Consider the following 23,435-nt stretch of genomic DNA (forward strand, 5'->3'; position numbering starts at 1 on the left):
TGCGGCCTACTCACCGTCCGCTGTGAGCGTCACGGTGGAGACGGTGCGGCCGGTCGCCAGGTCGACGATGACGACCTTCGAGGCGCCGTCCGGTGCATCGACGAGCAGCGTGAGCCGCTCGCCGGTCGAAGAAGCGGACCGCACCTCCGACCCGGCCGGCAGCGTCACGGAGGTCTCGGCCGGCGCCTGAGGCATTGCCTTGTCCATCACCGACAGGCGATAGAAGATGGCGGCGAACACGGCGATCAGCCCGGCCACCATGATCAGGCCGGATACCGCCAGGAGCCGCCGGAGTTTGCGCTGAACGCGCTCCATCGCCGGATCGAGCTTTTCTTCCGGCCTGTCTTCGAGCGCGGGTGACGTCATGATGAGTACCGCTTCTTGTTCCGATGCCGGCCCGATGGACCTCGTCGTCGACAACGACGCCACCGGCCAGCGCCTGGATGTCTATCTTGCCGCCCGCCTCCCGGATCTCAGCCGGGCACGGCTTCAGGCGCTTATACGGGCAGGCCAGGTGACTGTCGACGCCGAGCCGGTGACGGAACCCAAGCGCCGGGTAACGCCCGGCATGACCATTGTCGTTTCTGTGCCCGCACCGGAGCCGGCAGCTGCCCGCGCCCAGCCTATCCCCCTTGAAATCGTTTACGAAGATCCCCATCTGATCGTGATCGACAAGCCTGCCGGGCTCGTCGTTCACCCCGCAGCCGGACATGCAGACGGAACGCTCGTCAACGCGCTGATCGCGCATTGCGGCGCAGAGCTGTCCGGTATCGGCGGTGTCGCGCGGCCCGGCATCGTTCATCGGCTCGACAAGGAAACCTCCGGCCTGCTCGTGGTGGCGAAGTCCGACGCGGCGCACAAGGGGCTGGCCGCCCAGTTCGCCGATCACGGCCGGACGGGGCCACTGGAGCGTCTCTACCGTGCGCTGGTTTGGGGAGCTCCCTTTCCTGCGACGGGCACAATCGACGCTCCGCTCGGCCGGGCCCCCAACCATCGCCAGCGATTTGCCGTCGTCCGTACCGGCAAAATCGCCATCACGCACTACGCAACCGAGCGCGGCTTTCCCGCCGCCGATCCCATCGCCAGCCTGGTTTCGTGTCGCCTCGAGACCGGCCGGACCCATCAGATCAGGGTGCACCTGACCCATATCGGTCACCCGCTCCTCGGCGACCCGCTTTATGGAGCCGGTTTCCGGACCAAGGCGCGGCGCCTGCCGGAGGCGGCACAGGACCGGCTGTCCGCCCTGCAGGGCCAGGCGCTGCATGCCGCGGTCCTCGGCTTCGCCCACCCCATCTCGGGGGAGACGATGCGCTTCGAAAGTCCTATGCCGCCGACGCTCGCCGCGCTGGCGCAGGAGCTGGATCGGATCCGGAGCCTGTAGTGGCAGGGCGGCGCCGAATGGCGTAGGAGCTGCGGCAACGAAGCGTTGAAAGAACTGCGCAGATGCGCTCACGCGGTTCTGAACCGGCGTGCGCACGCTTATCCGGCATCGCGGTCGCGGTTTTGACCCATTTGGGGTTAGGCTGTTCGAAGCGTGCCGGGTTCGGGGGATCGGCATTTCAGCCCCCGTTCCGAACAATTTGGACGCTTTCGCCGTTTCGCCTTGAAGGGAGACGGCACGACTCCCGGACTGTCCCCTGTCGAATACGGGGCATTTCCGGATCGTATCGACCGATCGGCGGCGGGATCTGAAGGGGATCTCCCTGCCGGTTACTGACAAAGGAGGGCGCATAGTCATGGCCCAACCGATGGTTCCCGCGATTGCGTCCGGTGATACCGGACTGTCGCGCTATCTCGACGAAATCCGCCGCTTCCCCATGCTGGAGCCGCAGGAAGAGTACATGCTCGCCAAGCGGTATCTCGAGCATGACGACCCCGACGCGGCGCAGCGGCTCGTCACCTCCCATCTGAGGCTCGTTGCCAAGATTGCAATGGGCTATCGCGGCTACGGCCTGCCCATCGGCGAGGTGATCTCCGAGGGCAATGTCGGCCTGATGCAGGCGGTGAAGCGGTTCGATCCCGAAAAGGGTTTCCGTCTCGCCACCTACGCGATGTGGTGGATCAAGGCGGCGATCCAGGAGTATATCCTGCGCTCGTGGAGCCTTGTGAAGATGGGCACCACGGCCAATCAGAAGCGGCTGTTCTTCAACCTGCGCAAGGTGAAGGGCCAAATCCAGGCGCTCGACGAGGGCGATCTGAAGCCCGACCAGGTGGCCCTGATCGCGGAACGCCTCGGCGTGACCGAGGACGACGTGATCTCGATGAACCGCCGCCTCGGCGGCGACTCCTCTCTGAACGCGCCGATCCGCCAGGAGGCGGATTCCGGCGGCGAGTGGATGGACTGGCTCGTGGACGACAGCGAGACCCAGGAAAGCACGCTTGCCGAATCGGAGGAGCTCGACACCCGCCGCCAGCTTCTGAAGGATGCCCTGGGCGTGCTCAACGAGCGCGAACGGCGCATCTTCGAGGCCCGGCGCCTGTCGGAGGACCCGATCACGCTGGAGACGCTCTCGGAAGAGTTCGGCGTGTCCCGCGAACGCGTGCGCCAGATCGAGGTGCGCGCCTTCGAGAAGGTTCAGAAGGCGGTCCAGAAGGCCTCTCGCGACATGGAGCGGCCGCGGCTTGCCGCCGCGACCTGACGCCTCACCTGACCGCCTGGCAAGCTTGAGCCCCGCGATGGATCGCGGGGCTCTTTTCGTTGGCCGCTTCGCGCCGCACCCGCATGTCGTTTCGTGGCGATCGGGACTTTGCCCGAGGGCCCGGTTGATCTATCAAGCCCGGCATGGACCAGTCCCTTGCAGACAAGGCTGCCGAGGTCGCCTCGCTCCTCGCCGCGCTCGCAAACGAAAAGCGCCTTCTCGTGCTGTGCCACCTCCTGCAGGGAGAGCGCTCGGTAACGACGCTCGCCGAGGAGGTTGGTCTCAGCCAGTCCGCCACGTCTCAGCACCTGGCGAAGATGCGCGCGCTCGGGCTCATCGCCGGCCGCCGGGATGCCCAGACGATCTACTATCACATTGCATCTGACGAGCTGCGCCGGGTCATGGCCACGCTGGCGGACGTCTATTGTCCTCCCCTGGTCGAGCCGGCCGACTGACCGGCCGCAGTGCCCGCACCCGGACACCGGGTCCACCTCGCCGGAAAGGCTTCGACGCGCATGAGGAGCAAGCAATCGTGACCGCCCGGGGCCGCTGGCGTACGCTCAATTTCGGACTGCGAACCATCCTCGGCCTGTCGGAGGCCGGTTTCTTCATTCCTCACCGGCATGCTGGGCTGGCGCGCACGGTGGAGCATAACGGTTACGACGCGCTCCGGCCGATCTTCGAGGCCCGCGCCGATGCCATGCGTGCCTTCATCGCCGCCATCGACGGGCTCGCCGGCGACCTGGACGCCATCGGTGGCGCACCGCCGCCCGAACCGCGCTTCGAACAGGACTGGTTCCCCCGACTGGACGCTGCCGCGCTCTACACTCTGGTGCGTGCCGAGGCCCCGGCCCGGATTCTCGAGATCGGGTCCGGCCACTCCACCCGCTTCCTTGCGCGTGCCGTGCGCGATGGCGGGCTTTCAACCGAGATCGCCGCCATCGATCCAAAGCCGCGCGCCGACATCTCCAAGCTGCCGGTCCGGCTCGACCTGCGTACGCTGCAGGAGGCGGGCAAGATTGGTGGAGACCTGGCACCTGGCGACCTGCTGATGTGCGATTCAAGCCACGTGCTGATGCCGGGTACCGATGTCGACATCGTCATCAACCGCATCCTGCCCGGGCTGCCGTCCGGCGTGGTGGTCGGCTTTCACGACATATTCCTGCCCGCGGCCTACCCGGCCGCCTGGCCCTTTACCGCCTACAACGAGCAGCTTGGCGTCGCGGCGCTGCTGCAGGGCGGCTACGAGCTGGTATTTTCCAGCGCCTACGCGCTCTCCGCCCTCAGGGAAGAGCTTGATCGCACGGTCATAAGCCGGCTTCCCATCCAGGATGGCGCGCGGGAATCCCTCATTCTCCTGCGCAAGCTCTGAGGCGTTTTCGGGAAAGGAGCACCCGGTTTCCGCCCGCGACCGCTTCAGCTCCAGCCGAAGTAGCCGCGCTCCCTCCCACGAAAAACGGCCGCCCCCACCAGGGGACGGCCGTTCTGCATCTCTGGCCGGCAAACCGTAGTCGGCCGATCAGTCCTTCGGCTGCGGCACCAGGCGCAGATAGGGCTTCACAGCCTTCCAGCCGTCCGGGAACTTCTTTTTCGCCTCCTCGTCGGAGACGGACGGCACGATGATGACGTCCTCACCCGACTTCCAGTTAACCGGCGTCGCGACCTGATGCTTGGCGGTGAGCTGAAGGCTGTCGATGAGTCGCAGGATCTCGTCAAAGTTCCGGCCCGAGGACGCCGGATAGGCGAAGGTCGCCTTGATCTTCTTGTCCGGGCCGATGATGAACACCGAGCGGACCGTGAACGTGTTGTCCGCGTTCGGATGGATCATGTCGTAGAGCGAAGCAACGACCCGGCCCGGATCCGCAATCAGCGGGAAATTCAGTGCGGTGCCCTGGGTCTCCTCGATGTCCTTGGACCAGCGCTCGTGATCGTCGAGCGGGTCGACCGACACGCCGAGAACCTTGACGTTGCGCTTGGCGAAGTCGGACTTCAGCTTGGCCGTGTAGCCGAGCTCGGTGGTGCAGACCGGCGTGAAATCGGCCGGGTGGGAGAACAGGACCGCCCACGAGCCGTCGATATAGTCGTGGAACTTGATCGAACCCTCGGTGGAGTCGACCTCGAAGTCCGGTGCGGTATCGCCGATAAGCAAAGCCATGAGTGACCTCCTTCACTGCTGTTCCGTCTATGTGGACCTGAATCTGCCGGGCGTCGAGGAAATAGCCGTGCGACTTCGCCGCGCGGCGGGGAACGCTATCCTCTCTTGTCCCGCACTGGGGGAACGCCTGCATTTCTGCCTATAGCACGGCCGAGGGCCTGGGTCGCGACCGGCGAACCCCACGCCTCCGGCGGCGTTGGCTTCACGCCGGTTTGACCGGCGTCCGCAGCCGATCCGACACCCTGCCCTCTGGTATAACGTGCTATGGCACCCAATGTGCGTCCGATCGAACGGCCGAGCCGAGCCGGCCGACCACAGGAGACCTTCATGTCAGACATCACCCCGCTCCTCCCCCGGCAACCCGTTCCCGACCTGACGCTCCCGCTGGTGGGCGGCGGCACCTGGTCGCTCGATGCCAACAAGGGCGAGAATTTCACCCTCGTCGTGGTCTATCGCGGCCTGCACTGCCCGATCTGCAAGCGCTACCTGGGTCAGCTGCAGTCGCTGCTGCCGGAGTTTGAAAAGCGCGGCGTCAGCGTCGTCGCCATTTCCACCGACGACCAGGAAAAGGCCGAGCAGGCGAAGGCCGACTGGGGTTTGGACCAGCTGTCCGTGGCCTACGGTCTCGACCTTGCCACGGCGCGCAAGTGGGGCCTCTACATTTCGAGCGGCCGCAACAAGGAGCCCGAGCTGTTCGCCGAGCCGGGCCTGTTCTTCGTGAAGCCAGACGGAACGCTCTATTTCGGCTCGGTCCAGACCATGCCGTTCGCGCGGCCGCCGCTGGGCGACCTCCCGGGTGCCCTCGATTTCGTCATCCAGAACGACTACCCGGCCCGCGGCGAGGTCGAGACGATCTAGCAAATCAAGGAAAAGGGCGAACCGGGTTTCCGTCCGGAGAGCCCCGCACCCTAATTATATACTTGACAAAGCAGGCCGCAAATCGCACATTCCCATTATCGAAAGGGAACGACGATGACCGACCTGAACAACCCGATCTTCCAGGACAAGGACAAGGCCCGCGAGCACCTTGAGGCGCTGCGCTGGCCGAATGGCGCGATCTGCCCTCACTGCGGCAATGCCGATCCTGCGAAGATCCGGGCGCTCCAGGGCAAGTCCCATCGCCCCGGCCTCTATCAGTGCGCCGCGTGCCGTGAGCAGTTCACGGTGACGGTCGGCACCGTCTTTGAGCGCTCCAAGATCCCGCTGAACAAGTGGCTTCTCGCAACGCACCTGATGGCTGCCAGCAAGAAGGGCATCAGCGCCCATCAGCTTCACCGTATGCTCGGCGTTACCTACAAGACCGCATGGTTCATGGCGCACCGCATTCGCGAGGCCATGAAGGACGACAGCTCCGATGGCCCGATGGGTGGCGAAGGCAAGACCGTCGAGGCGGACGAAACCTATTTCGGCACCAAGGAAGGCCCGGCACCGACCATGACCACCAGCGGCCGTCCGTTCCTCAAGAGCGGCAAGGCAACACACAAGCGCGCTGTCGTCGCTCTGGTGGAGCGCGGCGGTTCGGTCCGCATGTTCCACGTCGATAAGGCCAACCGCGACAGCGTGCGCGATATCCTCGTCCGCAACGTCTCGCGTGACACCACGCTCTATACGGACGAAAGCCGCCTCTACACGATCACCGGCCGCGAGTACCGCGAGCACCACACTGTGAAGCACTCCGCTGGCGAGTACGTGCGCGGCGTGGTCCATACCAACACGATTGAGAACGTGTTCTCAGTGTTCAAGCGCGGCATGAAGGGCGTCTATCAGCACTGCTCTGAGAAGCACCTGCACCGCTACCTCGCCGAGTTCGGCTTCCGCTACAACAATCGCGTTGGCCTCAAGGTCAGCGATTGGGAGCGCTCGGATCGCATCCTTAAGCGCATCGAGGGCAAGCGCCTCACCTATCGGCGGACTGACGAAGCCGCGCACGCTTAGGCAAAAGGCGAGGAAGCTCGCCCGAAGAAGGCGCGCAAGGAAAAACCGTCCACAGAGATCAAAGCCAGAACGTCCAGCGGACTCGCCTTCCAGCAAGAATCACGTAAGTCTTAATTCGGCAGCTCCGAAACCGGCCACGGGACCGCGCCCAATGAGGCGGGGCGCAATCCCGCGTGCCCGGTCAAGCCGGGGAGCAACCCGGCCGGAGGAATGAACATGCTGCAATGTTCATTGCCTAAGGCTGTACACGTCACATGCTACGTGCGTGTACGGAACGGACAGACAGAGTTTGTCCGAGAGCACTGCCGAAGCTACCCAAAGAGGTAGCACCGACCCCAACCTTGACCCCGCTTCGGCGGGGTCTCTTTTTATGCGGCCAGCATAAACCGGATTCGCGGTACGCCAACAGCGGAATTATCCGCCAGACTTCTCCCCCTTCGGCTTCTCTTTGCCCTTCGGCTTTCCGCCCTTAGGATCGGGCGGGGTTTGAAGCAGGCGACGCAATACGTCGTCGCGCCTTTCCTGCTCATCTTTGCGCGGAGAGTTCGCCATGGATTTCGAAGCGTCCGCCATCTTCGGGATTGATAGGGATCGCGTTCCGCGAGCAGTCGGACGCGCCACGATAGCTTGGAACAACGTATCCTTCTCCGTCTATCAGCTCTTTCAGTTCCTGAGCGGGCTTGACGAGGAGTCCGCGAAAGCAGCCTTCTTCTGTATCACATCAGACCGCTCACAGCGCGACATGCTGGGCGCGCTTGTTGAGACCCGCCTCAAGCGGAAAAATGCCGCCGCCGCCAAACAGGCGATGACGATACTCGGCAAAATAAATGGCCTCTCCGGGCGGCGAAACGATATTCTTCATATCGTCTTTATGGACGATCATGACCCTAAAAGTGTTCACCCATTTCATGAGAGAGGCCACATAAAGGGTAAGTCCGGAGAAGAACTTGTATCCTCGATTGATAGCCTGACGGACGCCTGCCTGCAAGTTTCGAACGACTTACTGCAAATCACAATCGATCTTCTGAAAGAGAAGAGAGATCAGCAGACTCTAATCGAAGTACTTCGGACATATACGCCTCCACCAGCGTCGGCAGGAGCGTCCAATCCGATGGGACTCGGTCTCCTAGGCTTTCTTGCCACCACTGACAGCTCTCCCGAAAAAGATCCTGAGTAGTCCCCTCAAATCGAATGCCGGCCTGTCGGCCATTTGATTCGCACATCTCACCTGCTTTGTCACGTATATAATTAGGCCCCGCACCGTTCGGAAGCCGGCCCTCGGGCCGGCTTCCTCGATCTTGACCGCCGCTACGGTAGCTGGACCGCAAAGCGGTCCACCGGAACGGTGTCCTTCACCAGGCCGCGCTCCTTCATGAAGGTGCCGAAGCGCTCGTAGCGGGCGATATCGAGCGCCGACGGGCGCAGCGCGAAGCGGCGCAGCGTGTCGCGGAAGGCTTCCCGGTTGAGCTCGTCGTCGAGATCCGGATACGCCTCAAGGAAGACGGCCAGCGCCTCGTCCGGGTGATTGGTCTGCCAGGTCACCGCCTTCTCGATGGCGGCCAGGAAGGCGGCCATCGCGGGCTCCTCGAGCCGGTCGTTGCGGGCGACGAAGATCAGCTCGTCATAAGTCGGCACGCCGTGCTCTTCCGGATAGAAGGCGACGCCCTCCGCACCCTCAAGCCGCAGCTGGGTGAACTCGAAATTCCGGTAGGCGCCGATCACCGCATCCACCTGCCGGGACATCAGGGCAGGCGTCAGCGAGAAGTTCACGTTGACCAGGGTGACGTCGTCGATGGACAGGTCAACCGAGCCGAGCATCGCTTCCAGGAGCGCATCCTCGAAACCGGCGACGGAATAGCCCACCGTCTTGCCCTTGAGATCCTCGAGCGTCTCGATGGAGCCGCCCTTGAGCGCGACGAGCGTGTTCAGCGGCGTTGCGACCAGGGTTCCAATGCGCGTCAGCTCCAGCCCTTCCTCGACCTGCTGGTAGAGGTTGGGCTGGTAGGTGATTGCGATATCACCCTTGCCGGCGGCAACGAGCCGTGGCGGCGCGCTGGGGTCGGACGGCGTCACCAGCTCGATCTCGAGACCCTGATCGGCGAAGAACCCTATTTCCTGAGCAACGACCAGCGGTGCGTGGTCCGGGTTCATGTACCAGTCGAGAAGCACGGTCAGCTTGGTGGTCTGCGCCGCCGCCGGAGCGGCGAAGGCCAGGGCTGCGGCAAGCGCCGCGGTGGCGAGGCGATACATCGGGCAGTCTCCCTTTCGTCTTGATCTAAGTTGGAGCTAGAGGGTTTCGGGCGCCCACGGCGCCAGCCGCCTGGCCGCGGCATCGACGCCAAGCCGAAGCGCCACCGCCATGGTGGCGAGGCAGAACAGCGCAGCGAACAGAACGTCGGACTGCAGCCGGGCATTGGCCTGCAGCATCACGAAGCCGAGGCCGGCGGACGAACCGACCCATTCGCCCACCACCGCGCCGATCGGAGCGACGGCGGCGGCGACCTTCAGGCCGGAGAGAAGGCTCGGCAGGGCGGCCGGCATGCGGAACAGGGCGAGCGTCTGCAGCGGGCCGGCCCGGTTGAGCCGGGCCAGATCGATCAGGCCCGGATCGGTGCGCGACAGCCCGTCATGAAAGGCGGAGGCGACGGGGAAGTAGATGATCAGCGTCGCCATCACGATCTTCGAGGCCATGCCATAGCCGAACCACAGCACCAGCAGCGGCGCGATGGCGAACACCGGCAACGCCTGGGTGACGATCACCGCCGGCAGGATCAGGCGCCGCGCCAACGGTACCGCGCTCATGGCGAGCGCCGTGGCCGCACCCAGCAACGATCCGATGACGAAGCCCAGCAGGATCTCCGACAGGGTCACGAGCGTGTTGTCGAGGAGATAGGCGCCGCGCTCCTGGAAGGCGCCCGCCACCCGTACGGGCGACGGCAGGATGAAGGCCGGCAGCGCGAACACGCGCACCACCGCCTCCCACACCAGGAGCAGGCCGACCGTCACCAGGACGGCACGCAGGAAGGATCGGGCCATGACGCGGGTCGCTGGCGGCTAGGCCGGAACCCGGGCGGCTGCGGGTGCGGCCGACAGCGGCGTGACCACGCGTGGACGCACCGTCACAGCAACGGCGCAACGAGCCCTGTCGGGCGGGCGGTGGCAGGCGGGGAAGACAAGGCGCATGGGATCTACCGTCCTGAAACGTCGGAATCGGAAGACCCGGGATGACGAGCGGTCGGCAGGTGTCCGTCCCTTCGCCGGTATGACCCGGATCAGGTTCAAAGGGTTCGGCACACCGGGCGCCATCTCAGCTCGCCAAAGCCTGTCCGCACGGCCAGGCCGTGCGGGACATGCTCCACGTCAAATGGGGCGAGCACCCCTCGGAACGCGTTGATTGTTGCCCGATCCGGTCCGCTTTCGCAAGGGGCCGGACCGCAAGCCACTCTACCCACACGAAAAAGGGCCGGCCCGTTGCCGGACCGGCCCTCTGTCAACTCAAAGCCCAGAGGGCACCGCCGGCCTCAGCCTTCTCCCCAGGCCGCAAGGGCCTGGTCGATCGCCTCGGCCCCGTCAGGCCCCTTGTCGAGCGTCAGGATGGCGCGGCCGCCATTGGTGTAGAGCAGCGGGATGTCGATCCAGCTGCGGTCCTTCAGCAGCTGCAAATTCTTCTGCTGGTCCGCGTCGGAGGCCGACAGGGCGATCCAGAAGAGATTGTCCGACACCTTCGCCGACGCACCCAGCAGCGCATTTCCCTGCGCCGCCTCGGTCTGCTTCATGATCAGACCGGGCACGTTGGCGATGCCACCGCCGGGGAAGTCGTCCGACAGGTTGAACTGCGCCTCGATCAGGTGGCTCGCCGGCAACGCCGAATCGCTGTTCTTGCGGAACAGGAGGTCGACGGTCATGTCGCGGTCCGGTACGCGCAGCGTGGCCTTCACCACCGGCTCGGGGGGCTGCCCGCCGATGGATTCCTCCGTGTACTGCCAGTCGAGCGTGCCGCGCAGGGCATTGCCGCCCTGGGCCGCGCTGGCCCCTTCCTCGTAGAGCACGGCCTCGAACGTGCCGTCGGCGGGGGCGGGCGTGGAGTCGCGGACATCCTCGGCGGGAGCGGTCGCGGTCTGCGACGTGCCGGTTGCCGCTGGCGACTGGGCAGGAGCCGTGCCCGGTAGGGCCTGGTTAGAGGCCGCCGGCTCGCCGTTGCCGTTGCGCGGAGTGACCACCCGGGTGGTCTTCACCGTCCGGGCGTCGGGCGCAACAACCGGGGCGGCCTCGTTCTCGGACGGAGCGCCGATCCGGTCGGAAATCTTGTTGGAATCGGCGTCTGCCGCCGTTTCCCCGGAGGCGGTGGTTTCGGACGAAGAGGCCGGCTCGCTCGTCTCTCCGGACGGCGACGTGACCATCGCCATGATGGTGTCGCGCTGGGTGTAGAGCGCGAGCGCGCCCGCACCGAGGATCACGATGATGATGATCGGCGCGACCAGCCAGCGGAAGCTGCGCCGGCGGCCCTGCTCCTCCTCCGCGTAGTAGGGCTCGTCATAGCCCCCATCGTCGTAACCGTCGTCGTAGGCCTCGTCCTCATAGGCCTCGTCTTCGTAGCCGTCGTCCTCGCGCAACCCGTCCTGGCCGTCGTCGGCGTAGGACTCGTCGGCCTGCGGATCGGGATCGGCTGCGGCCAGCGTGACCGTCGGCTCCGGAGTCCCCTTGCGGCGGCGCAGCCAGCCGCGGCGATCGGCGGTCGGAGCGATGGCCGGCTCTTCGGCCTCGGCCGCCGCTTCCTCGATTTCCTCGTCGCTGAGATCGTCCTGCGGTCCCGCTTCGGGCGGAACGGCGGGTGCGCCTCGGCCGGCATCGCCGCGACCGAATGGCCGGCGGAACGCGCCCCGGCGACCGGAGGTCGTATCGGAAGCGTCGTCGGCAGCCTCCGTTCCGAGTTCTTCGGCCTCAGGCTCCGATGACGGAGCCGCGGGACGGCCGAGCGTCGGCTCGCGACGGCGCTGCGGCACATCCGCCACAGGGATCTCCGCTGACGCGTCCTCGTCCGCCGCATCAACGGCCGGAGCGGCAGGGCGGGGCGGAGCCGCCGTGGGAGCACGGGGCGTCACGGTCGGAGCGTTGGCGCGCGGCGCGGCGACCGGGGCCCGGGGCGCAGCAGCCCTCGGGGCCGGCGTCGGCTGCTCGTCGTCGTCCGCATCCGGCTGGGCCAGCGGGGGAGCGGGGCGCGGGGGAGCCGGACGCGGCGGCGCACTCGGGCGCGCGGCAGCAGGGGCGGTCGGTGAGGCAGCCGACGGCGTCGACCGCCCGGCACGGGCGATTTCCGCCTCGAGCTTGCGGATCGCATCTTCCAGAGCAAGCCGCTGCTGCGTCACCTCTTGCGCCGGCAGCGGCGGGTCGAGGCTCTGCAACTGCTTCAGGAGCGCCTTGCGGGCCTTGTCGTAGACGGCCCGCCGGTTGGGACCGCTCTTGTCCGGCAAAGCCGAGACGGCTCGTTTCAGGACCGTGTGGAAATCCGCCATCGCGCGAGAGGGGCCCTATTGCTGTGAGTTTGCGGAGACTTAGCCCCGAAACGGGTCTTCCACAAGGATTGTGTCGTCTCGTTCGGGACTGGTCGACAAAAGTGCGATCGGTGCGCCCACCAGTTCTTCGACGTGGCGCACATATTTCACTGCCTGCGCCGGAAGGTCTGCCCACTTGCGCGCACCCGCGGTCGTGGCCTTCCAGCCCTCGATGGTTTCATACACCGGTTCGACACGGGATTGCGCCGCCTGTGAGGCAGGAAGATGGTCGATTTCCTTGCCGTCGAGGCGATAGCGAACGCAAATCTTCAACTCGTCAAGCCCGTCGAGGACGTCGAGCTTGGTCAGCGCCAGCCCGGTGATGCCGCCCGTCGCCACTGCCTGGCGCACCAGCACGGCGTCGAACCAGCCGCAGCGGCGCTTGCGCCCGGTGACAGTACCGAATTCGCGGCCGCGCTCGCCGAGGAAGGCGCCGATCTCGTTCTCCTGCTCGGTGGGGAACGGACCCGAGCCGACCCGGGTGGTGTAGGCCTTGGTGATACCCAAAACGTAGCCGAGGCTGGAGGGGCCGATGCCCGAGCCCGCGGCAGCCTGGCCGGCAACGGTGTTGGACGAGGTCACGAACGGATAGGTGCCGTGATCGATGTCGAGCAGCGTGCCCTGCGCGCCCTCGAACAGAACCCGCTTGCCTTCCTTGCGCGCATCGTCCAGCGCCCGCCAGGTCGCATCGACATAGGGCAGGATCTGCGGCGCCACCGAAGTGAGCTCGTCGAGAAGCGTCTGCGGCTCGATCTGCTCGACGCCAAGGCCCTTGCGCAGGGCGTTGTGGTGGGTCAGCAGCCGGTCGATCTTGTTGGGCAGCGTGTCCGGCTCGGCCAGATCGAGCACCCGGATGGCGCGGCGCCCGACCTTGTCCTCGTAGGCGGGGCCGATGCCGCGCCCGGTGGTGCCGATCTTGCCGGCGCCACTGGCCTCTTCGCGGTGCCGGTCGAGTTCGCGATGCAGCGACAGGATCAGCGCGGCGTTCTCGGCGATCTTCAGCCGGTCCGGCCCGAGCTGGACGCCCATGTCGCGCAGCCGGCCGATTTCCTCCATCAGCGCATGCGGATCGAGCACCACACCGTTGCCGATGATCGACACCTTGCCCTCACGGACGACACCCGACGGCAGCAGGCTGAGCTTGTAGGTCTGGTTGCCGACCACCAGCGTATGGCCGGCATTGTGCCCGCCCTGGAATCGGACCACGATGTCGGCCCGCTCGGAGAGCCAGTCGACAATTTTGCCTTTGCCTTCGTCGCCCCACTGCGACCCGACCACGACGACGTTGGCCATTGGCTGGACAATCCCCTGGAAGTTCAATGTTGCACGACGAGACCCCCGGGACGTTCGGACGATGCCGAGCCACGCGCTGTCGGGAGCCTGATGACAGTCGGGGCATTCATGGCTGGCGAAGACGCAGGTTGCAAGGCGCACGGCTGGGGAAAAGCGCACGGGCGGCGCGGCGAAACGGCCCGAACCGCCTCGGGAGGGAGTGAACCATGCGCGCGCTCGGCCGGCTGATCTACGGTCAGCCCTACCTGCTTCTGACCGTCACGGCGATGATGTGGGGCGGCAACATCGTCGTTGGCCGCTTTGCCGTGGGCAAGGTGCCACCGGTCGCGCTGGCCCAGTTTCGCTGGACCGCGGCCTTTCTGATCATCCTGCCTTTTGCCCTGACAGCGCTGCGCCAGGACTGGCCGCACATCCGCCGCAACCTGCCCATGCTGGCGCTGCTCTCGCTGACGGGCGTGACCCTCTACAACGCGCTCATCTACACGGGGCTGGAATATACAGAGGCGCTCAACGGTGCGCTGCTGCAGTCCGTGCAGCCGCTGATGATCGCCCTGTTCGCACTGATTCTCTATGGTGACCGGCTCACGCGCTTCCAGATCACCGGCATCGCTGTGTCCTTCGTGGGCGTCGTCCTGATCATCTCCGCCGGCAATCCGATCACCCTGCTGGAACTGGAGATCAACCCGGGCGACGCCATCATCGTGGTCGCCCTCGGCATCTATGGCTTCTACTCGGCGCTTCTGAAGGCGCGGCCGCAGATGCATCCCATGTCGTTCCTGGCGGTGATCTTCTTCCTGGGCTCTGTCATGCTGATGCCCGCCTTTCTGTGGGAATGGTCCAGCGGAGCGCGGCCGGAGAACACGCCCGGGGCCTGGTTCGCCCTCTTCTATGTGGCGATCTTCCCCTCTGTGGTGGCGAATTTCTGCTTCAACCGGGGCGTCGAACTGGTCGGCCCCAACAGGGCCGGGCCCTTCTTCCACCTGATCCCGGTTTTCGGCTCCATTGCCGCCATCCTGTTCCTCGGCGAGGAACCGGCCTGGTATCACGGCGTCGGGTGGGTGCTGATCGCCGGAGGCATCGTCGTTTCCCAGCGCACGCGCGGTTTCGCACGGTCTCCCCGATGATGCCACCGGCACCGTCCGGGCCGTCGTGGGAAAACGGGTGGTTCGGTCCCCTGCACTGCCCCATGGTCCGGCAATGACCACGACCCGCACCGCTCGTCCGAGCCCGCTTGTCCTGTCGCCCCGCGACTGGGCGATGCTGATCACCCTGTCCGTCCTTTGGGGCGGCTCCTTCTTCTTCGCCAAGATCGCGCTGGCGGAGATTCCGCCGCTGACCCTCGTGGCGCTCCGGGTGGGCATCGCAGCCGCGGCCCTGCACGTCCTGCTCTTCGCCCGGGGCATGGGCTCGCCGCTTCTCGACCGGCGCTTTCCCGCACTTGTCGTGCTCGGCATCTTCAACAACGTCATCCCGTTCTCGCTGCTGTTCTGGGCCCAGCAGTCGATCCCGTCCGGGCTTGCCTCGATCCTCAACGCCACGACGCCGATCTTCACCATGGTCCTGGCAACGGCGTTTACCGCCGACGACAAGGCAACGCCGCTGAAGATCGGCGGCATCGCGCTCGGCTTTACCGGTGTGGTGGTGATGCTTGGCACAGGGCTGAGCGGCGCCGGCAGCGGGAGCGCAATCCTGCCCCAGATCGCCTGCCTCGGCGCCGCCTGCTCCTATGGTGTCTCCGCGATGATCGCGCGCCGGATGCAGGCGCCGCCGCTCACCATCGCCTCCGGCCAGCTCACCGGCTCCACCCTCCTGATGATCCCGCTCGCGCTGGTCGTCGAGGTCCCCTGGACGCTGGCCATGCCGAGCCCTGCGGTGATCGCCGCGGTGCTCGCGCTGGCGCTTGCCTCCTCCGCGTTCGGCTATCTTCTCTACTTCGCGATTCTGAGATCGGCCGGCGCCACCAACGCTTCCCTGGTGACCTACCTGGTGCCGGTCAGCGCCATCCTGCTGGGCACGATCTTCCTGGGCGAACGGCTCGGCCTCGCCGACTATGCCGGCATGGTGCTGATCATCGGCGGCATTGCGCTTGCCCAGGGCCGGCTGCGACGCCCGCGCCGCACGGCTGGCGCCTGAGCGTGTTGAGCCGCAGCATTGGAAGTCACAACCGCCCTGCCCTCCGCCTCCGCTGGGGGGGCCTGGGGAAGGCCCGTCGTCAATCTGCCCAACGAAAAACGGCGGACCCTTTCGGGCCCGCCGCGAGGTCGACCGGTGTCCGGTCCTGGGAGAAATGAAGATCGCTCAGAACGACAGCAGCTTCACCTGGGTCACCAGCGGCAGCGCGTTCACCGCGTTCAGCACGTCCGGGCTCACCGGCTCGTCGATCTCCACCAGGCAGATGGCCTCGCCGCCGCGGGCGTCACGGCCGAGATTGAAAGTGGCGATGTTGACGCCGGCCTCGCCGAGCGTGGTGCCCAGCTTGCCGATAAAGCCCGGCTTGTCCTCGTTGGTGACGTAGAGCATGTGGTCGCCGAGCTCGGCTTCCATGTTGATGCCCTTGACCTGGATGACGCGCGGCTTGCCGTCGGTGAAGACGGTGCCGGCAACGGACCGCTCCTGGCGCTCGGTGATGACCGTCAAGCGGATGTAGTTCTCGTAGGCGCCGCGCTGCTCGCGCCGGACCTCTTCTACCGCAATGCCGCGCTCGCGGGCGATCGCCGGCGCCGACACCGCGTTGACGTCCTGCAGCAGCGGGCGCATCAGGCCGGTCAGCGCCGCCGAGGTCAGCGCGCGGATGTTCATCTCCGCCACGTCGCCCTCATACTCGACGCGCACGCCCTTGAGACCGGTCTCGGTGAGCTGGCCGGCGAAGGAACCGAGCTGCTCGGCGAGCTTGGCGAACGGGGTGAGCCGCGGCGCCTCTTCCGCCGAGATCGACGGCATGTTGAGGGCGTTGGTCACGGCGCCGGTCAGCAGGTAGTCGGACATCTGCTCGGCAACCTGGAGCGCAACATTTTCCTGCGCCTCGCTGGTGGCGGCGCCCAGGTGCGGCGTGCAGACCAGGTTCGGCGCACCGAACAGCACGTTCTCCTTGGCCGGCTCCTCGGAGAACACGTCGATGCCGGCACCGCCGACCTTGCCGGAGTCGAGGGCGGCGCGCAGGTCCTCCTCGACGATCAGGCCGCCGCGGGCGCAGTTGATGATGATGACGCCGTCCTTCATCTTCTCGATGGCGGCGGCGTCGACGATGTTGCGCGTCTTGTCGGTGAGCGGCGTGTGCATGGTCAGCACGTCGGCGCGGCGGAACAGCTCGTCGAGCTCCACCTTCTCCACCCCAAGCTCCAGCGCCCGGTCGACGGACAGGAACGGATCGAAAGCGATGACGCGCATCGACAGGCCGATGCCGCGGGCAGCCACGATCGAACCGATGTTGCCGCAGCCGATCACGCCCAGCGTCTTGCCGGTGATCTCGGCGCCCATGAACTTGTTCTTCTCCCACTTGCCGGCCTGGGTGGAGACGTCGGCGGCGGGGATCTGGCGGGCGACGGAGAACATCATCGCGATGGCGTGCTCGGCCGTCGTGATGGAGTTGCCGAACGGCGTGTTCATGACGATCACGCCCTTCTTGGTGGCGGTCGGCACGTCCACGTTGTCGACGCCGATGCCGGCGCGGCCGATGACCTTCAGGTTGCCGGCCTTTTCCAGCAGCTTGTCGGTGACCTTGGTGGCCGAGCGGATGGCGAGACCGTCGAAGTCGCCGATCATCTCGGCGAGCTTGTCCTTGTCCTTGCCGAGGTCCGGCTCGTAGGTGACCTCGATGCCACGGTTGCGGAAGATGTCGACGGCGGTCGGCGAAAGCTTGTCGGAAATCAGAACCTTGGGAGCCATGGGAGCAATCCTCTGGTGGCAATTGCGCAGCTTGGGCCGGGCGGTCCGCCCGGGCGCGCGATATGAAAAGAATGGGGAAGGGACCGCCGGCGGAGGCCGGCGGCCGAATGCCGTGAGCGCGCCTAGGCGGCCTTGGCGAGCTCGGACTTCTCCGCCGCGAAGGCCCAGTCGAGCCACGCGGTGAGCGCTTCCAGATCGGATGCCTCGATCGTCGCGCCGGTCCAGATCCGAAGACCCGCCGGGGCGTCGCGATAGGCGCCGATGTCGTAGGCAACGCCTTCCTTGTCGAGACGCGTGACCATCGCCTTGGCAAAGGCCGCCTGCTCGTCGTCGGAGCGCCCGGCGATGTCGGGATCGACGATCTTGAGGCAGACGCTCGTGTTCGAGCGCGTTTCCGGCTTCACCGCCAGGAAGTCGACCCAGTCGGTCTTCGCCACCCAGGCGTCGATCGCTGCGAAATTGGCGTCGGCACGGGCGAACAGGCCCTCCTTGCCGCCAAGCGACTTCGACCAGGAAAGCGCGTCCAGATAGTCCTCGACGCAGAGCATGGAGGGCGTGTTGATCGTCTCGCCCTTGAAGATGCCCTCGTTGAGCTTGCCGCCCTTGGTCATGCGGAAGATCTTCGGCAGCGGCCGCTCGGGCGTGAAGCTCTCGAGACGCTCCACCGCGCGCGGCGACAGGATCAGCATGCCGTGCGCCGCCTCGCCGCCGAGCACCTTCTGCCAGGAAAAGGTCACGACATCGAGCTTGTCGAAGGGCAGGTCCTGGGCGAACGCCGCGGAGGTCGCGTCGCAGATGGTGAGGCCCGCGCGGTCGGCCGGGATCGCGTCGCCGGTCGGCACGCGCACGCCGGAGGTGGTGCCGTTCCAGGTGAACACCACGTCGCGGTCGAAATCGATCTCGGAGAAGTCGACGATCTCGCCGTAGCCGGCCTTCAGGATCCGGCAGTCGGCCAGCTTCAGCTGCTTCTGGGCATCGGTGACCCAGCCTTCGCCGAAGGATTCCCAGGCGACCATGTCGACGCCGCGGGCGCCGAGCATCGACCACATGGCCATCTCGACCGCGCCCGTGTCGGACGCGGGCACGATGCCGATCTTGTAGTCGGCCGGCACCCCGAGAACCTCGCGGGTGTCTTCGATTGCCTGGAGAAGCTTGGATTTTCCGATCTTGGCGCGGTGCGAGCGGCCGAGAGCCGCATTCGTCAGCGCTTCGAGCGACCAGCCGGGCCGCTTGGCACAAGGACCGGACGAAAAGTTCGGATTGGCCGGACGCACGTCCGGCTTCGTGGCAGTGCTGCTCATGGAGCTATCCTTCCAGATAGTCGCCCCTCGTTGGGGAGGGGTGTCCCACGGACGGCGATACTCCCGAGCGCTGTCGCAATCAAGCGGATCCGCAGACGATGCCGCGGATTCCGCAACCCTCTGAGGGAGGCATGCCCCCTTGTTCCATGCCCCGAAACCGACGCGCGGCGCGGCTTCGCGAGGGGCCCGATAGCTGCCGCGAAGCCTGCGTCATTCCGCCGCAATGAAAGGGTGGAGGGAGGCCGGGACGAACGCCCAAAGCCTCCCCGCAGGTCAGCCGGGATCGGTCTCCGACCAGATGTCCTCGTCGATCTGACCGGCGAGCTCGGGATAGGCGGCCGCGTGGAAGCGCGGCACCTTCCCTTCCTTCTTCTGGTCGAAATAGTCCCGGGTCAGCTTCACCACCGTTCCGGACAGGAGCACGATGGCGATCAGGTTGATGGTTGCCATCAGTCCCATGGAGGCGTCGGCGGTGTTGAACACCGTCGCCACGCTCTGCATCGCCCCCCAGACGACCATGGCCAGCACAGCCGCGCGCAGGACGTTCAGCTGCAGCTTGTGACCCAGCCCCAGGAAGGTCATCGCGTTTTCCGCGTAGGAGTAGTTGCCGATGATCGAGGTGAAGGCGAAGAACAGGATCGCGATGGCGATGAAATCGTCGCCGAACGAGCCGATCTGCGCCGTCAGCGCATCCTGAGTGAGCTGGGTGCCGGTGACGCCCGAGGAGGGATCGAGTACCCCCGACAGCAGGATCATGATTGCCGTCGCGGTGCAGATGAGGATCGTGTCGATGAACACGCCCAGCGCCTGCACCAGGCCCTGCGAGGAGGGGTGATGCGGATCGGGCGTGGCGACGGCGGCGATGTTCGGCGCCGAGCCCATGCCGGCCTCGTTGGAGAAGAGGCCTCGCTTCACGCCGTTGAGCAGCGCCGCCATGACGCCGCCGGTGATGCCGCCTGCGGCCTCTTCAAGACCGAATGCGCTGCCGACGATGGTGGCGAGGACGCCCGGAACCGCCGTGATGTTCATCACCAGAATGAAGATCGCCAGGAGCAGATAGGCACCGGCCATGAACGGCACGATGACCTCCGCCACCCGGGCGATCTGGCGAATGCCGCCGAAGATCACGATGCCGGCCATCGCCGCAACCACCAGGCCGACGCCGAGCTTCGGCACGCCGTAGGCGCCCTGCATGGCATCGGCAATGGAGTTTGCCTGGACCGCGTTGAAGATGAGGCCGAACGACAGGATCAGGCAGACGGAGAACACCGCCCCGGCCCACGGCACGCCGAGCCCGCGCGCCAGGTAGAAGGCCGGGCCGCCGCGATACTGCCCCTCGTCGTTCCTGACCTTGTAGAGCTGGGCGAGCGTCGATTCCGAATAGGCCGTCGCCATGCCGACGAGCGCCACCATCCACATCCAGAAGATCGCGCCGGGGCCGCCCAGCGACAGGGCCACCGCAACACCGGCGAGATTGCCGGTGCCGACCCGTGACGCAAGGCTGGTGCACAGGGCCTGGAAGGGCGTGATGCCGGACTTGTCGTTCTCGCCGGAGCCCAGCACCGCGCGGAACATCTCCGGGAAGTGCCGGAACTGGAGGAACCCCAGCCGCAGCGTGAAGAAAATGCCGACGGCGAGAAGGCCGTAAACCAGCACATAGCCCCAGAGGATGGAATTGAGGAAGTCGATGATCGCTGACATGTGTCGGCCCCTTGGCGGCCGGTCGAACAGGACGCAGGCTCGCCCCGCCGTCCTGTCAGACCTGTGTGTCTGACCGGGCCCGACATGGACCCGGCGCTCGCTCTTGCGTCGGCACGGCGACTGGCGCACCCGGTGCGTCCGTCACGACTTGCACGAGCATAGACGCGAGGGACCGCGGCAGCCAAGGGATGGTCCCGGTTCCGGTTAACGATTCCGGGCCGCGGACCGGCGTGCATGCTGCCGGCGACAGGGCGACGCCGCCGGCCAACCGGCAGCGTCGCGGACAGTCGGATTCGGGCAACCGCAGGCAGCCGCCCCGTCTTCAGAAAATCTGCAACAGCAGCAGATAGATCCCACCGGACAGCGTGATCGCAGCCGGAAGCGTCAGCACCCAGGCCAGCGCGAGATTTCGCACCGTCGACATCTGCAGCCCCGAGCCGTTGGCCGCCATCGTACCGGCCACGCCCGATGACAGCACTTGCGTGGTCGAGACGGGCAGACCGAAGCCATCGGCGGCGAGGATGGTGCCCATGGCCACCACTTCCGCCGCACCGCCCTGGGCGTAGGTGAGATGCGTCTTGCCGATCTTTTCGCCGACCGTGACGACGATGCGCTTCCAGCCGACCATCGTCCCGAGCCCGAGGGCGATGGCCACCGCGATCTTCACCCAAAGCGGGATGAACTTGGTCGCCTCGTCGAGCGAGCGTTCGAAGGCCAGCAGGTTCTGGCGTGTTTCGGTATCGAAGGCCGGTTCGCCGGTCTTGAGCATGACCCGGATCGTCTCGGAGGTCAGATACATGTCGTTGCGCACGTTGGACACGGCAGACGCCGGAACGTCCGCGAGCGTCGGCGCACCAGCCACGTCCCTCGCCAGTTGCCGGGTGATCGCCGCAAGGGCCGGCACGGTGTCCGGCGCAAGCGTGCGATCGCGCACGTAGGCGGTGAGCGTGGCCCGGGGATCCTCGCCCGGCGCCAGCGCCGCCCCGCCATCGCCCGTGCCGCTCACCTCGGTCAGCGACGTCGCCGTGACCTGGGCGAGCGCGCGGAACTGCGCCATGTCCGCCGGCGACACCGCCTTGTTCAGCGCGTAGGTGGTTGGCACGATGCCGATGAGGATGAGCATGATCAGACCCATGCCCTTCTGCCCGTCGTTGGAACCGTGGGCAAAGGACACGCCGGTGCACGTCAGCACCAGGATGCTGCGGATCCACCACGGCGGCGCCTTCTTTTTCTTCGGTTCACGGTAGAGATCCGGGTTCTTGACCAGCACCTTCAGGGCGACGAGCAGCAGGCCCGCGGCGATGAAGCCGATCACCGGCGAGAACAGAAGCGAGTAGCCGATCTTGGTGGCCTGGCTCCAGTCGACGCCGGAGGTGCCGCTGAACCCGTGCAGAAGCTGATTGGCCAGTCCGACACCGATGATCGAACCGATCAGGGTGTGCGAGGACGAGGCGGGCAGACCCAGATACCAGGTCCCGAGATTCCAGATGATCGCGGCAATCAGGAGGGCGAAGACCATCGCCATGCCGGCCGAGGACCCGACATTGAGGATCAGTTCCACCGGCAGAAGCGAGATGATGCCAAAGGCCACGGCCCCGGACGAGGCCAGCACGCCGAGGAAATTCCACAGGCCGGACCAGACGACGGCGAAATGGGCCGGTAGGGAGTTGGTGTAGATCACCGTCGCAACGGCATTCGCCGTATCGTGAAACCCGTTCACGAACTCGAACCCGAGCGCAATCAGCAGCGCCAGGAGCAGCAGGGCGAAAGGAATGATCGCCAGTGTGGACGTTCCGCTGGCGTCGATGTCCTTGACGATCGACCAGACAACGAATGCCAGCCCGCCGAGCAGGACCAGCACGAAGATGATGGGCCCTGCCGGACCCTTGCTCTGACGATCGAGATCGACCCGCGACTCGGCGTCCGGCTCCGACGCCGCGTCCGCGACGGCAACTTGTTTCTGCATGGATGACCCCACCCCGATATGGAGCCTGGGTCATGCAAAGTTGCTGTAACGGGCCGATGACGAAAGGAGGCCAGGCAGCGGATTCATCCGGATGCCCACGATCTTTCGGCGTCGGCCTTTTTTCCCGGCTCATGGGCCGGGAGGTGGCACACCTACCGGAACAGATACCGAAAGCCGATGCGGAACTCGTGGCCCTCGAGGGTATCGAGGGAGACGTGGCTGCCGCGCGCGTCTTGGCCGGTCTCGGCGCTGCCGAAGTTCATGTACCGGTAGCCGGCATCCAGTTCGACCGCCTCGGAGACATCCAGCGTGACGCCAGTGGCCACCGACCAGGCGAAGTTCCAGTCCGACTTGTCGCCGTAGCGGTTGATGGTGCCCGCCGGGGTCCGCTCCTCGACGGAATCCAGCGACACGCTGGCCAGGCCGAGGCCACCGCCCACATAGGGCCGGATCCAGCTTTCCGGAGCGAATTCGGCATAGGCGGAGGCAAGTACCGCGGTCGAGGTCATCGACCCGGTGACCGACCCTGTGCCGCCGCCTGTCCAGTTCGTGTCGGCGGAAAAGTCGCGGGCCGGCGAGAAGGCCACGGACAGATCGCTGCGGAACCAGTTGGAAAAGCGGTATCCGACACCTGCACCGACGCTCACCTGGGCATCGAGCGTACCGGTGTCCACCGCGCCGAGCCCGGCCGGGGCGTTGACGATGGACACGCCGGGCGAAGGCGAGAAGATGCCGCCGACGTCGAAGCGGACATAGGCGCCGCGCCGCTCCACCTCGTCGGGCAGGATATCGTCGGTGTGTTCGAGGACCGGCGCTTCGGCGTCCGCGGACGGCTCGGCGGCAAGGGCCGGAAGGCCGGTGACGATCAGCGCGAGCGCGCTGGCAGACAGAAGTTCATAGACGCGGCGGTGCATGTCGCCTCCCTCGCCCCACCGGTGACGGACGATCGAATCGATCTTTCCGACAGAGTGGGCCGAAGGGCGTTAAACGGGCGTTAACCGTGTCCAT

General features: G+C 66.1%; 20 protein-coding genes and 1 riboswitch. Of the genes, 9 read left to right on the forward strand and 11 right to left on the reverse strand.

Features of this window, described 5'->3' with window-relative positions:
- Positions 1-6: 6 nt before the first annotated feature.
- A complete protein-coding gene (locus C507_RS0114265) occupies positions 7-366 on the reverse strand; it encodes a DUF6476 family protein (protein ID WP_018700386.1) in 360 nt (119 codons plus the stop codon).
- A 1-nt stretch (position 367) separates the two neighbouring features.
- Here C507_RS0114265 and C507_RS0114270 point away from each other — a divergent pair, with 1 nt between their 5' ends.
- The 4 genes from C507_RS0114270 to C507_RS0114285 all read left to right on the forward strand — a co-directional run bounded on the left by C507_RS0114270 (position 368) and on the right by C507_RS0114285 (position 4,011).
- A complete protein-coding gene (locus C507_RS0114270; RefSeq protein WP_210162138.1) occupies positions 368-1,381 on the forward strand; it encodes an RluA family pseudouridine synthase in 1,014 nt (337 codons plus the stop codon).
- Positions 1,382-1,736: 355 nt separating this feature from the next.
- Positions 1,737-2,639, forward strand: coding sequence for an RNA polymerase sigma factor RpoH (gene rpoH / locus C507_RS0114275; RefSeq protein ID WP_018700388.1), 903 nt, complete (start codon positions 1,737-1,739; stop codon positions 2,637-2,639).
- 143 nt (positions 2,640-2,782) lie between these two features.
- Complete coding sequence (locus C507_RS0114280) at positions 2,783-3,094, forward strand: ArsR/SmtB family transcription factor (protein ID WP_018700389.1); 312 nt, start codon at positions 2,783-2,785, stop codon at positions 3,092-3,094.
- A 77-nt stretch (positions 3,095-3,171) separates the two neighbouring features.
- The gene (locus C507_RS0114285) at positions 3,172-4,011 is read left to right on the forward strand and encodes a class I SAM-dependent methyltransferase (protein WP_018700390.1); all 840 of its coding nucleotides are present in this window, start codon (positions 3,172-3,174) and stop codon (positions 4,009-4,011) included.
- Between the two features lie 147 nt (positions 4,012-4,158).
- Here C507_RS0114285 and C507_RS0114290 read toward each other — a convergent pair whose 3' ends face one another.
- Positions 4,159-4,794 carry a peroxiredoxin gene (locus tag C507_RS0114290; RefSeq protein WP_018700391.1) on the reverse strand — a complete coding sequence of 212 codons (636 nt, stop codon included), beginning with the start codon at positions 4,792-4,794 and terminating at the stop codon, positions 4,159-4,161.
- A gap of 327 nt (positions 4,795-5,121) precedes the next feature.
- Between C507_RS0114290 and C507_RS0114295 the strand changes: the two genes are divergently transcribed.
- The 3 genes from C507_RS0114295 (at position 5,122) to C507_RS23130 (ending at position 7,906) form a co-directional block, all read left to right on the forward strand.
- The gene (locus C507_RS0114295) at positions 5,122-5,652 is read left to right on the forward strand and encodes a peroxiredoxin-like family protein (RefSeq protein WP_018700392.1); all 531 of its coding nucleotides are present in this window, start codon (positions 5,122-5,124) and stop codon (positions 5,650-5,652) included.
- Positions 5,653-5,766: 114 nt separating this feature from the next.
- The gene (locus tag C507_RS0114300; protein WP_018700393.1) at positions 5,767-6,729 is read left to right on the forward strand and encodes an IS1595 family transposase; all 963 of its coding nucleotides are present in this window, start codon (positions 5,767-5,769) and stop codon (positions 6,727-6,729) included.
- A 550-nt stretch (positions 6,730-7,279) separates the two neighbouring features.
- Positions 7,280-7,906 (forward strand): glycosyltransferase family protein, encoded by a 627-nt coding sequence (locus C507_RS23130; protein ID WP_156829314.1) that lies wholly within the window; start codon positions 7,280-7,282, stop codon positions 7,904-7,906.
- A gap of 131 nt (positions 7,907-8,037) precedes the next feature.
- On the opposite strand, the gene C507_RS0114315 is transcribed toward C507_RS23130, so the two are convergent.
- The 4 genes from C507_RS0114315 to C507_RS0114330 all read right to left on the reverse strand — a co-directional run bounded on the left by C507_RS0114315 (position 8,038) and on the right by C507_RS0114330 (position 13,574).
- Positions 8,038-8,979, reverse strand: a complete 942-nt coding sequence (locus C507_RS0114315; protein ID WP_018700395.1) for an ABC transporter substrate-binding protein — start codon at positions 8,977-8,979, stop codon at positions 8,038-8,040.
- 36 nt (positions 8,980-9,015) lie between these two features.
- Positions 9,016-9,765 (reverse strand): ABC transporter permease, encoded by a 750-nt coding sequence (locus C507_RS0114320; RefSeq protein ID WP_018700396.1) that lies wholly within the window; start codon positions 9,763-9,765, stop codon positions 9,016-9,018.
- Between the two features lie 196 nt (positions 9,766-9,961).
- Positions 9,962-10,120, reverse strand: a riboswitch (TPP riboswitch).
- A gap of 130 nt (positions 10,121-10,250) precedes the next feature.
- Positions 10,251-12,242 carry a hypothetical protein gene (locus C507_RS21460; protein ID WP_156829315.1) on the reverse strand — a complete coding sequence of 664 codons (1,992 nt, stop codon included), beginning with the start codon at positions 12,240-12,242 and terminating at the stop codon, positions 10,251-10,253.
- Positions 12,243-12,281: 39 nt separating this feature from the next.
- Positions 12,282-13,574 carry an adenylosuccinate synthase gene (locus tag C507_RS0114330; protein ID WP_018700398.1) on the reverse strand — a complete coding sequence of 431 codons (1,293 nt, stop codon included), beginning with the start codon at positions 13,572-13,574 and terminating at the stop codon, positions 12,282-12,284.
- 206 nt (positions 13,575-13,780) lie between these two features.
- On the opposite strand from C507_RS0114330, the gene C507_RS0114335 reads away from it, so the two are divergent.
- Positions 13,781-14,698 (forward strand): DMT family transporter, encoded by a 918-nt coding sequence (locus C507_RS0114335; protein WP_018700399.1) that lies wholly within the window; start codon positions 13,781-13,783, stop codon positions 14,696-14,698.
- Between the two features lie 73 nt (positions 14,699-14,771).
- The gene (locus C507_RS0114340; protein WP_051089781.1) at positions 14,772-15,707 is read left to right on the forward strand and encodes a DMT family transporter; all 936 of its coding nucleotides are present in this window, start codon (positions 14,772-14,774) and stop codon (positions 15,705-15,707) included.
- Between the two features lie 165 nt (positions 15,708-15,872).
- Here C507_RS0114340 and serA read toward each other — a convergent pair whose 3' ends face one another.
- The 5 genes from serA to C507_RS0114365 form a co-directional block, all read right to left on the reverse strand.
- A complete protein-coding gene (gene serA, locus C507_RS0114345) occupies positions 15,873-17,459 on the reverse strand; it encodes a phosphoglycerate dehydrogenase (protein ID WP_018700401.1) in 1,587 nt (528 codons plus the stop codon).
- Between the two features lie 122 nt (positions 17,460-17,581).
- Positions 17,582-18,760 (reverse strand): phosphoserine transaminase, encoded by a 1,179-nt coding sequence (locus C507_RS0114350; protein WP_018700402.1) that lies wholly within the window; start codon positions 18,758-18,760, stop codon positions 17,582-17,584.
- A 273-nt stretch (positions 18,761-19,033) separates the two neighbouring features.
- A complete protein-coding gene (locus C507_RS0114355; RefSeq protein ID WP_018700403.1) occupies positions 19,034-20,461 on the reverse strand; it encodes an alanine/glycine:cation symporter family protein in 1,428 nt (475 codons plus the stop codon).
- Between the two features lie 322 nt (positions 20,462-20,783).
- Positions 20,784-22,427 (reverse strand): inorganic phosphate transporter, encoded by a 1,644-nt coding sequence (locus C507_RS0114360; RefSeq protein WP_018700404.1) that lies wholly within the window; start codon positions 22,425-22,427, stop codon positions 20,784-20,786.
- A gap of 152 nt (positions 22,428-22,579) precedes the next feature.
- Entirely contained in the window at positions 22,580-23,341 is a 762-nt protein-coding gene (locus C507_RS0114365; protein WP_018700405.1) for an outer membrane protein, read from the reverse strand.
- Positions 23,342-23,435 lie beyond the last annotated feature (94 nt).

This window comes from Amorphus coralli DSM 19760 (genome assembly GCF_000374525.1).
In the GTDB taxonomy this organism is placed as follows: Bacteria; Pseudomonadota; Alphaproteobacteria; order Rhizobiales; family Amorphaceae; genus Amorphus; species Amorphus coralli.

Excerpts from the sequence above, each read along its gene's own strand:
- C507_RS0114265 (WP_018700386.1), bottom strand. The coding sequence starts at position 366 with ATGACGTCACCCGCGCTCGAAGACAGGCCGGAAGAAAAGCTCGATCCG.
- C507_RS0114270 (WP_210162138.1), top strand. The coding sequence starts at position 368 with ATGAGTACCGCTTCTTGTTCCGATGCCGGCCCGATGGACCTCGTCGTC.
- rpoH (WP_018700388.1), top strand. The coding sequence starts at position 1,737 with ATGGCCCAACCGATGGTTCCCGCGATTGCGTCCGGTGATACCGGACTG.
- C507_RS0114280 (WP_018700389.1), top strand. The coding sequence starts at position 2,783 with ATGGACCAGTCCCTTGCAGACAAGGCTGCCGAGGTCGCCTCGCTCCTC.
- C507_RS0114290 (WP_018700391.1), bottom strand. The coding sequence starts at position 4,794 with ATGGCTTTGCTTATCGGCGATACCGCACCGGACTTCGAGGTCGACTCC.
- C507_RS0114295 (WP_018700392.1), top strand. The coding sequence starts at position 5,122 with ATGTCAGACATCACCCCGCTCCTCCCCCGGCAACCCGTTCCCGACCTG.
- C507_RS0114300 (WP_018700393.1), top strand. The coding sequence starts at position 5,767 with ATGACCGACCTGAACAACCCGATCTTCCAGGACAAGGACAAGGCCCGC.
- C507_RS23130 (WP_156829314.1), top strand. The coding sequence starts at position 7,280 with ATGGATTTCGAAGCGTCCGCCATCTTCGGGATTGATAGGGATCGCGTT.
- C507_RS0114315 (WP_018700395.1), bottom strand. The coding sequence starts at position 8,979 with ATGTATCGCCTCGCCACCGCGGCGCTTGCCGCAGCCCTGGCCTTCGCC.
- C507_RS0114320 (WP_018700396.1), bottom strand. The coding sequence starts at position 9,765 with ATGGCCCGATCCTTCCTGCGTGCCGTCCTGGTGACGGTCGGCCTGCTC.
- C507_RS21460 (WP_156829315.1), bottom strand. The coding sequence starts at position 12,242 with ATGGCGGATTTCCACACGGTCCTGAAACGAGCCGTCTCGGCTTTGCCG.
- C507_RS0114330 (WP_018700398.1), bottom strand. The coding sequence starts at position 13,574 with ATGGCCAACGTCGTCGTGGTCGGGTCGCAGTGGGGCGACGAAGGCAAA.
- C507_RS0114335 (WP_018700399.1), top strand. The coding sequence starts at position 13,781 with ATGCGCGCGCTCGGCCGGCTGATCTACGGTCAGCCCTACCTGCTTCTG.
- C507_RS0114340 (WP_051089781.1), top strand. The coding sequence starts at position 14,772 with ATGACCACGACCCGCACCGCTCGTCCGAGCCCGCTTGTCCTGTCGCCC.
- serA (WP_018700401.1), bottom strand. The coding sequence starts at position 17,459 with ATGGCTCCCAAGGTTCTGATTTCCGACAAGCTTTCGCCGACCGCCGTC.
- C507_RS0114350 (WP_018700402.1), bottom strand. The coding sequence starts at position 18,760 with ATGAGCAGCACTGCCACGAAGCCGGACGTGCGTCCGGCCAATCCGAAC.
- C507_RS0114355 (WP_018700403.1), bottom strand. The coding sequence starts at position 20,461 with ATGTCAGCGATCATCGACTTCCTCAATTCCATCCTCTGGGGCTATGTG.
- C507_RS0114360 (WP_018700404.1), bottom strand. The coding sequence starts at position 22,427 with ATGCAGAAACAAGTTGCCGTCGCGGACGCGGCGTCGGAGCCGGACGCC.
- C507_RS0114365 (WP_018700405.1), bottom strand. The coding sequence starts at position 23,341 with ATGCACCGCCGCGTCTATGAACTTCTGTCTGCCAGCGCGCTCGCGCTG.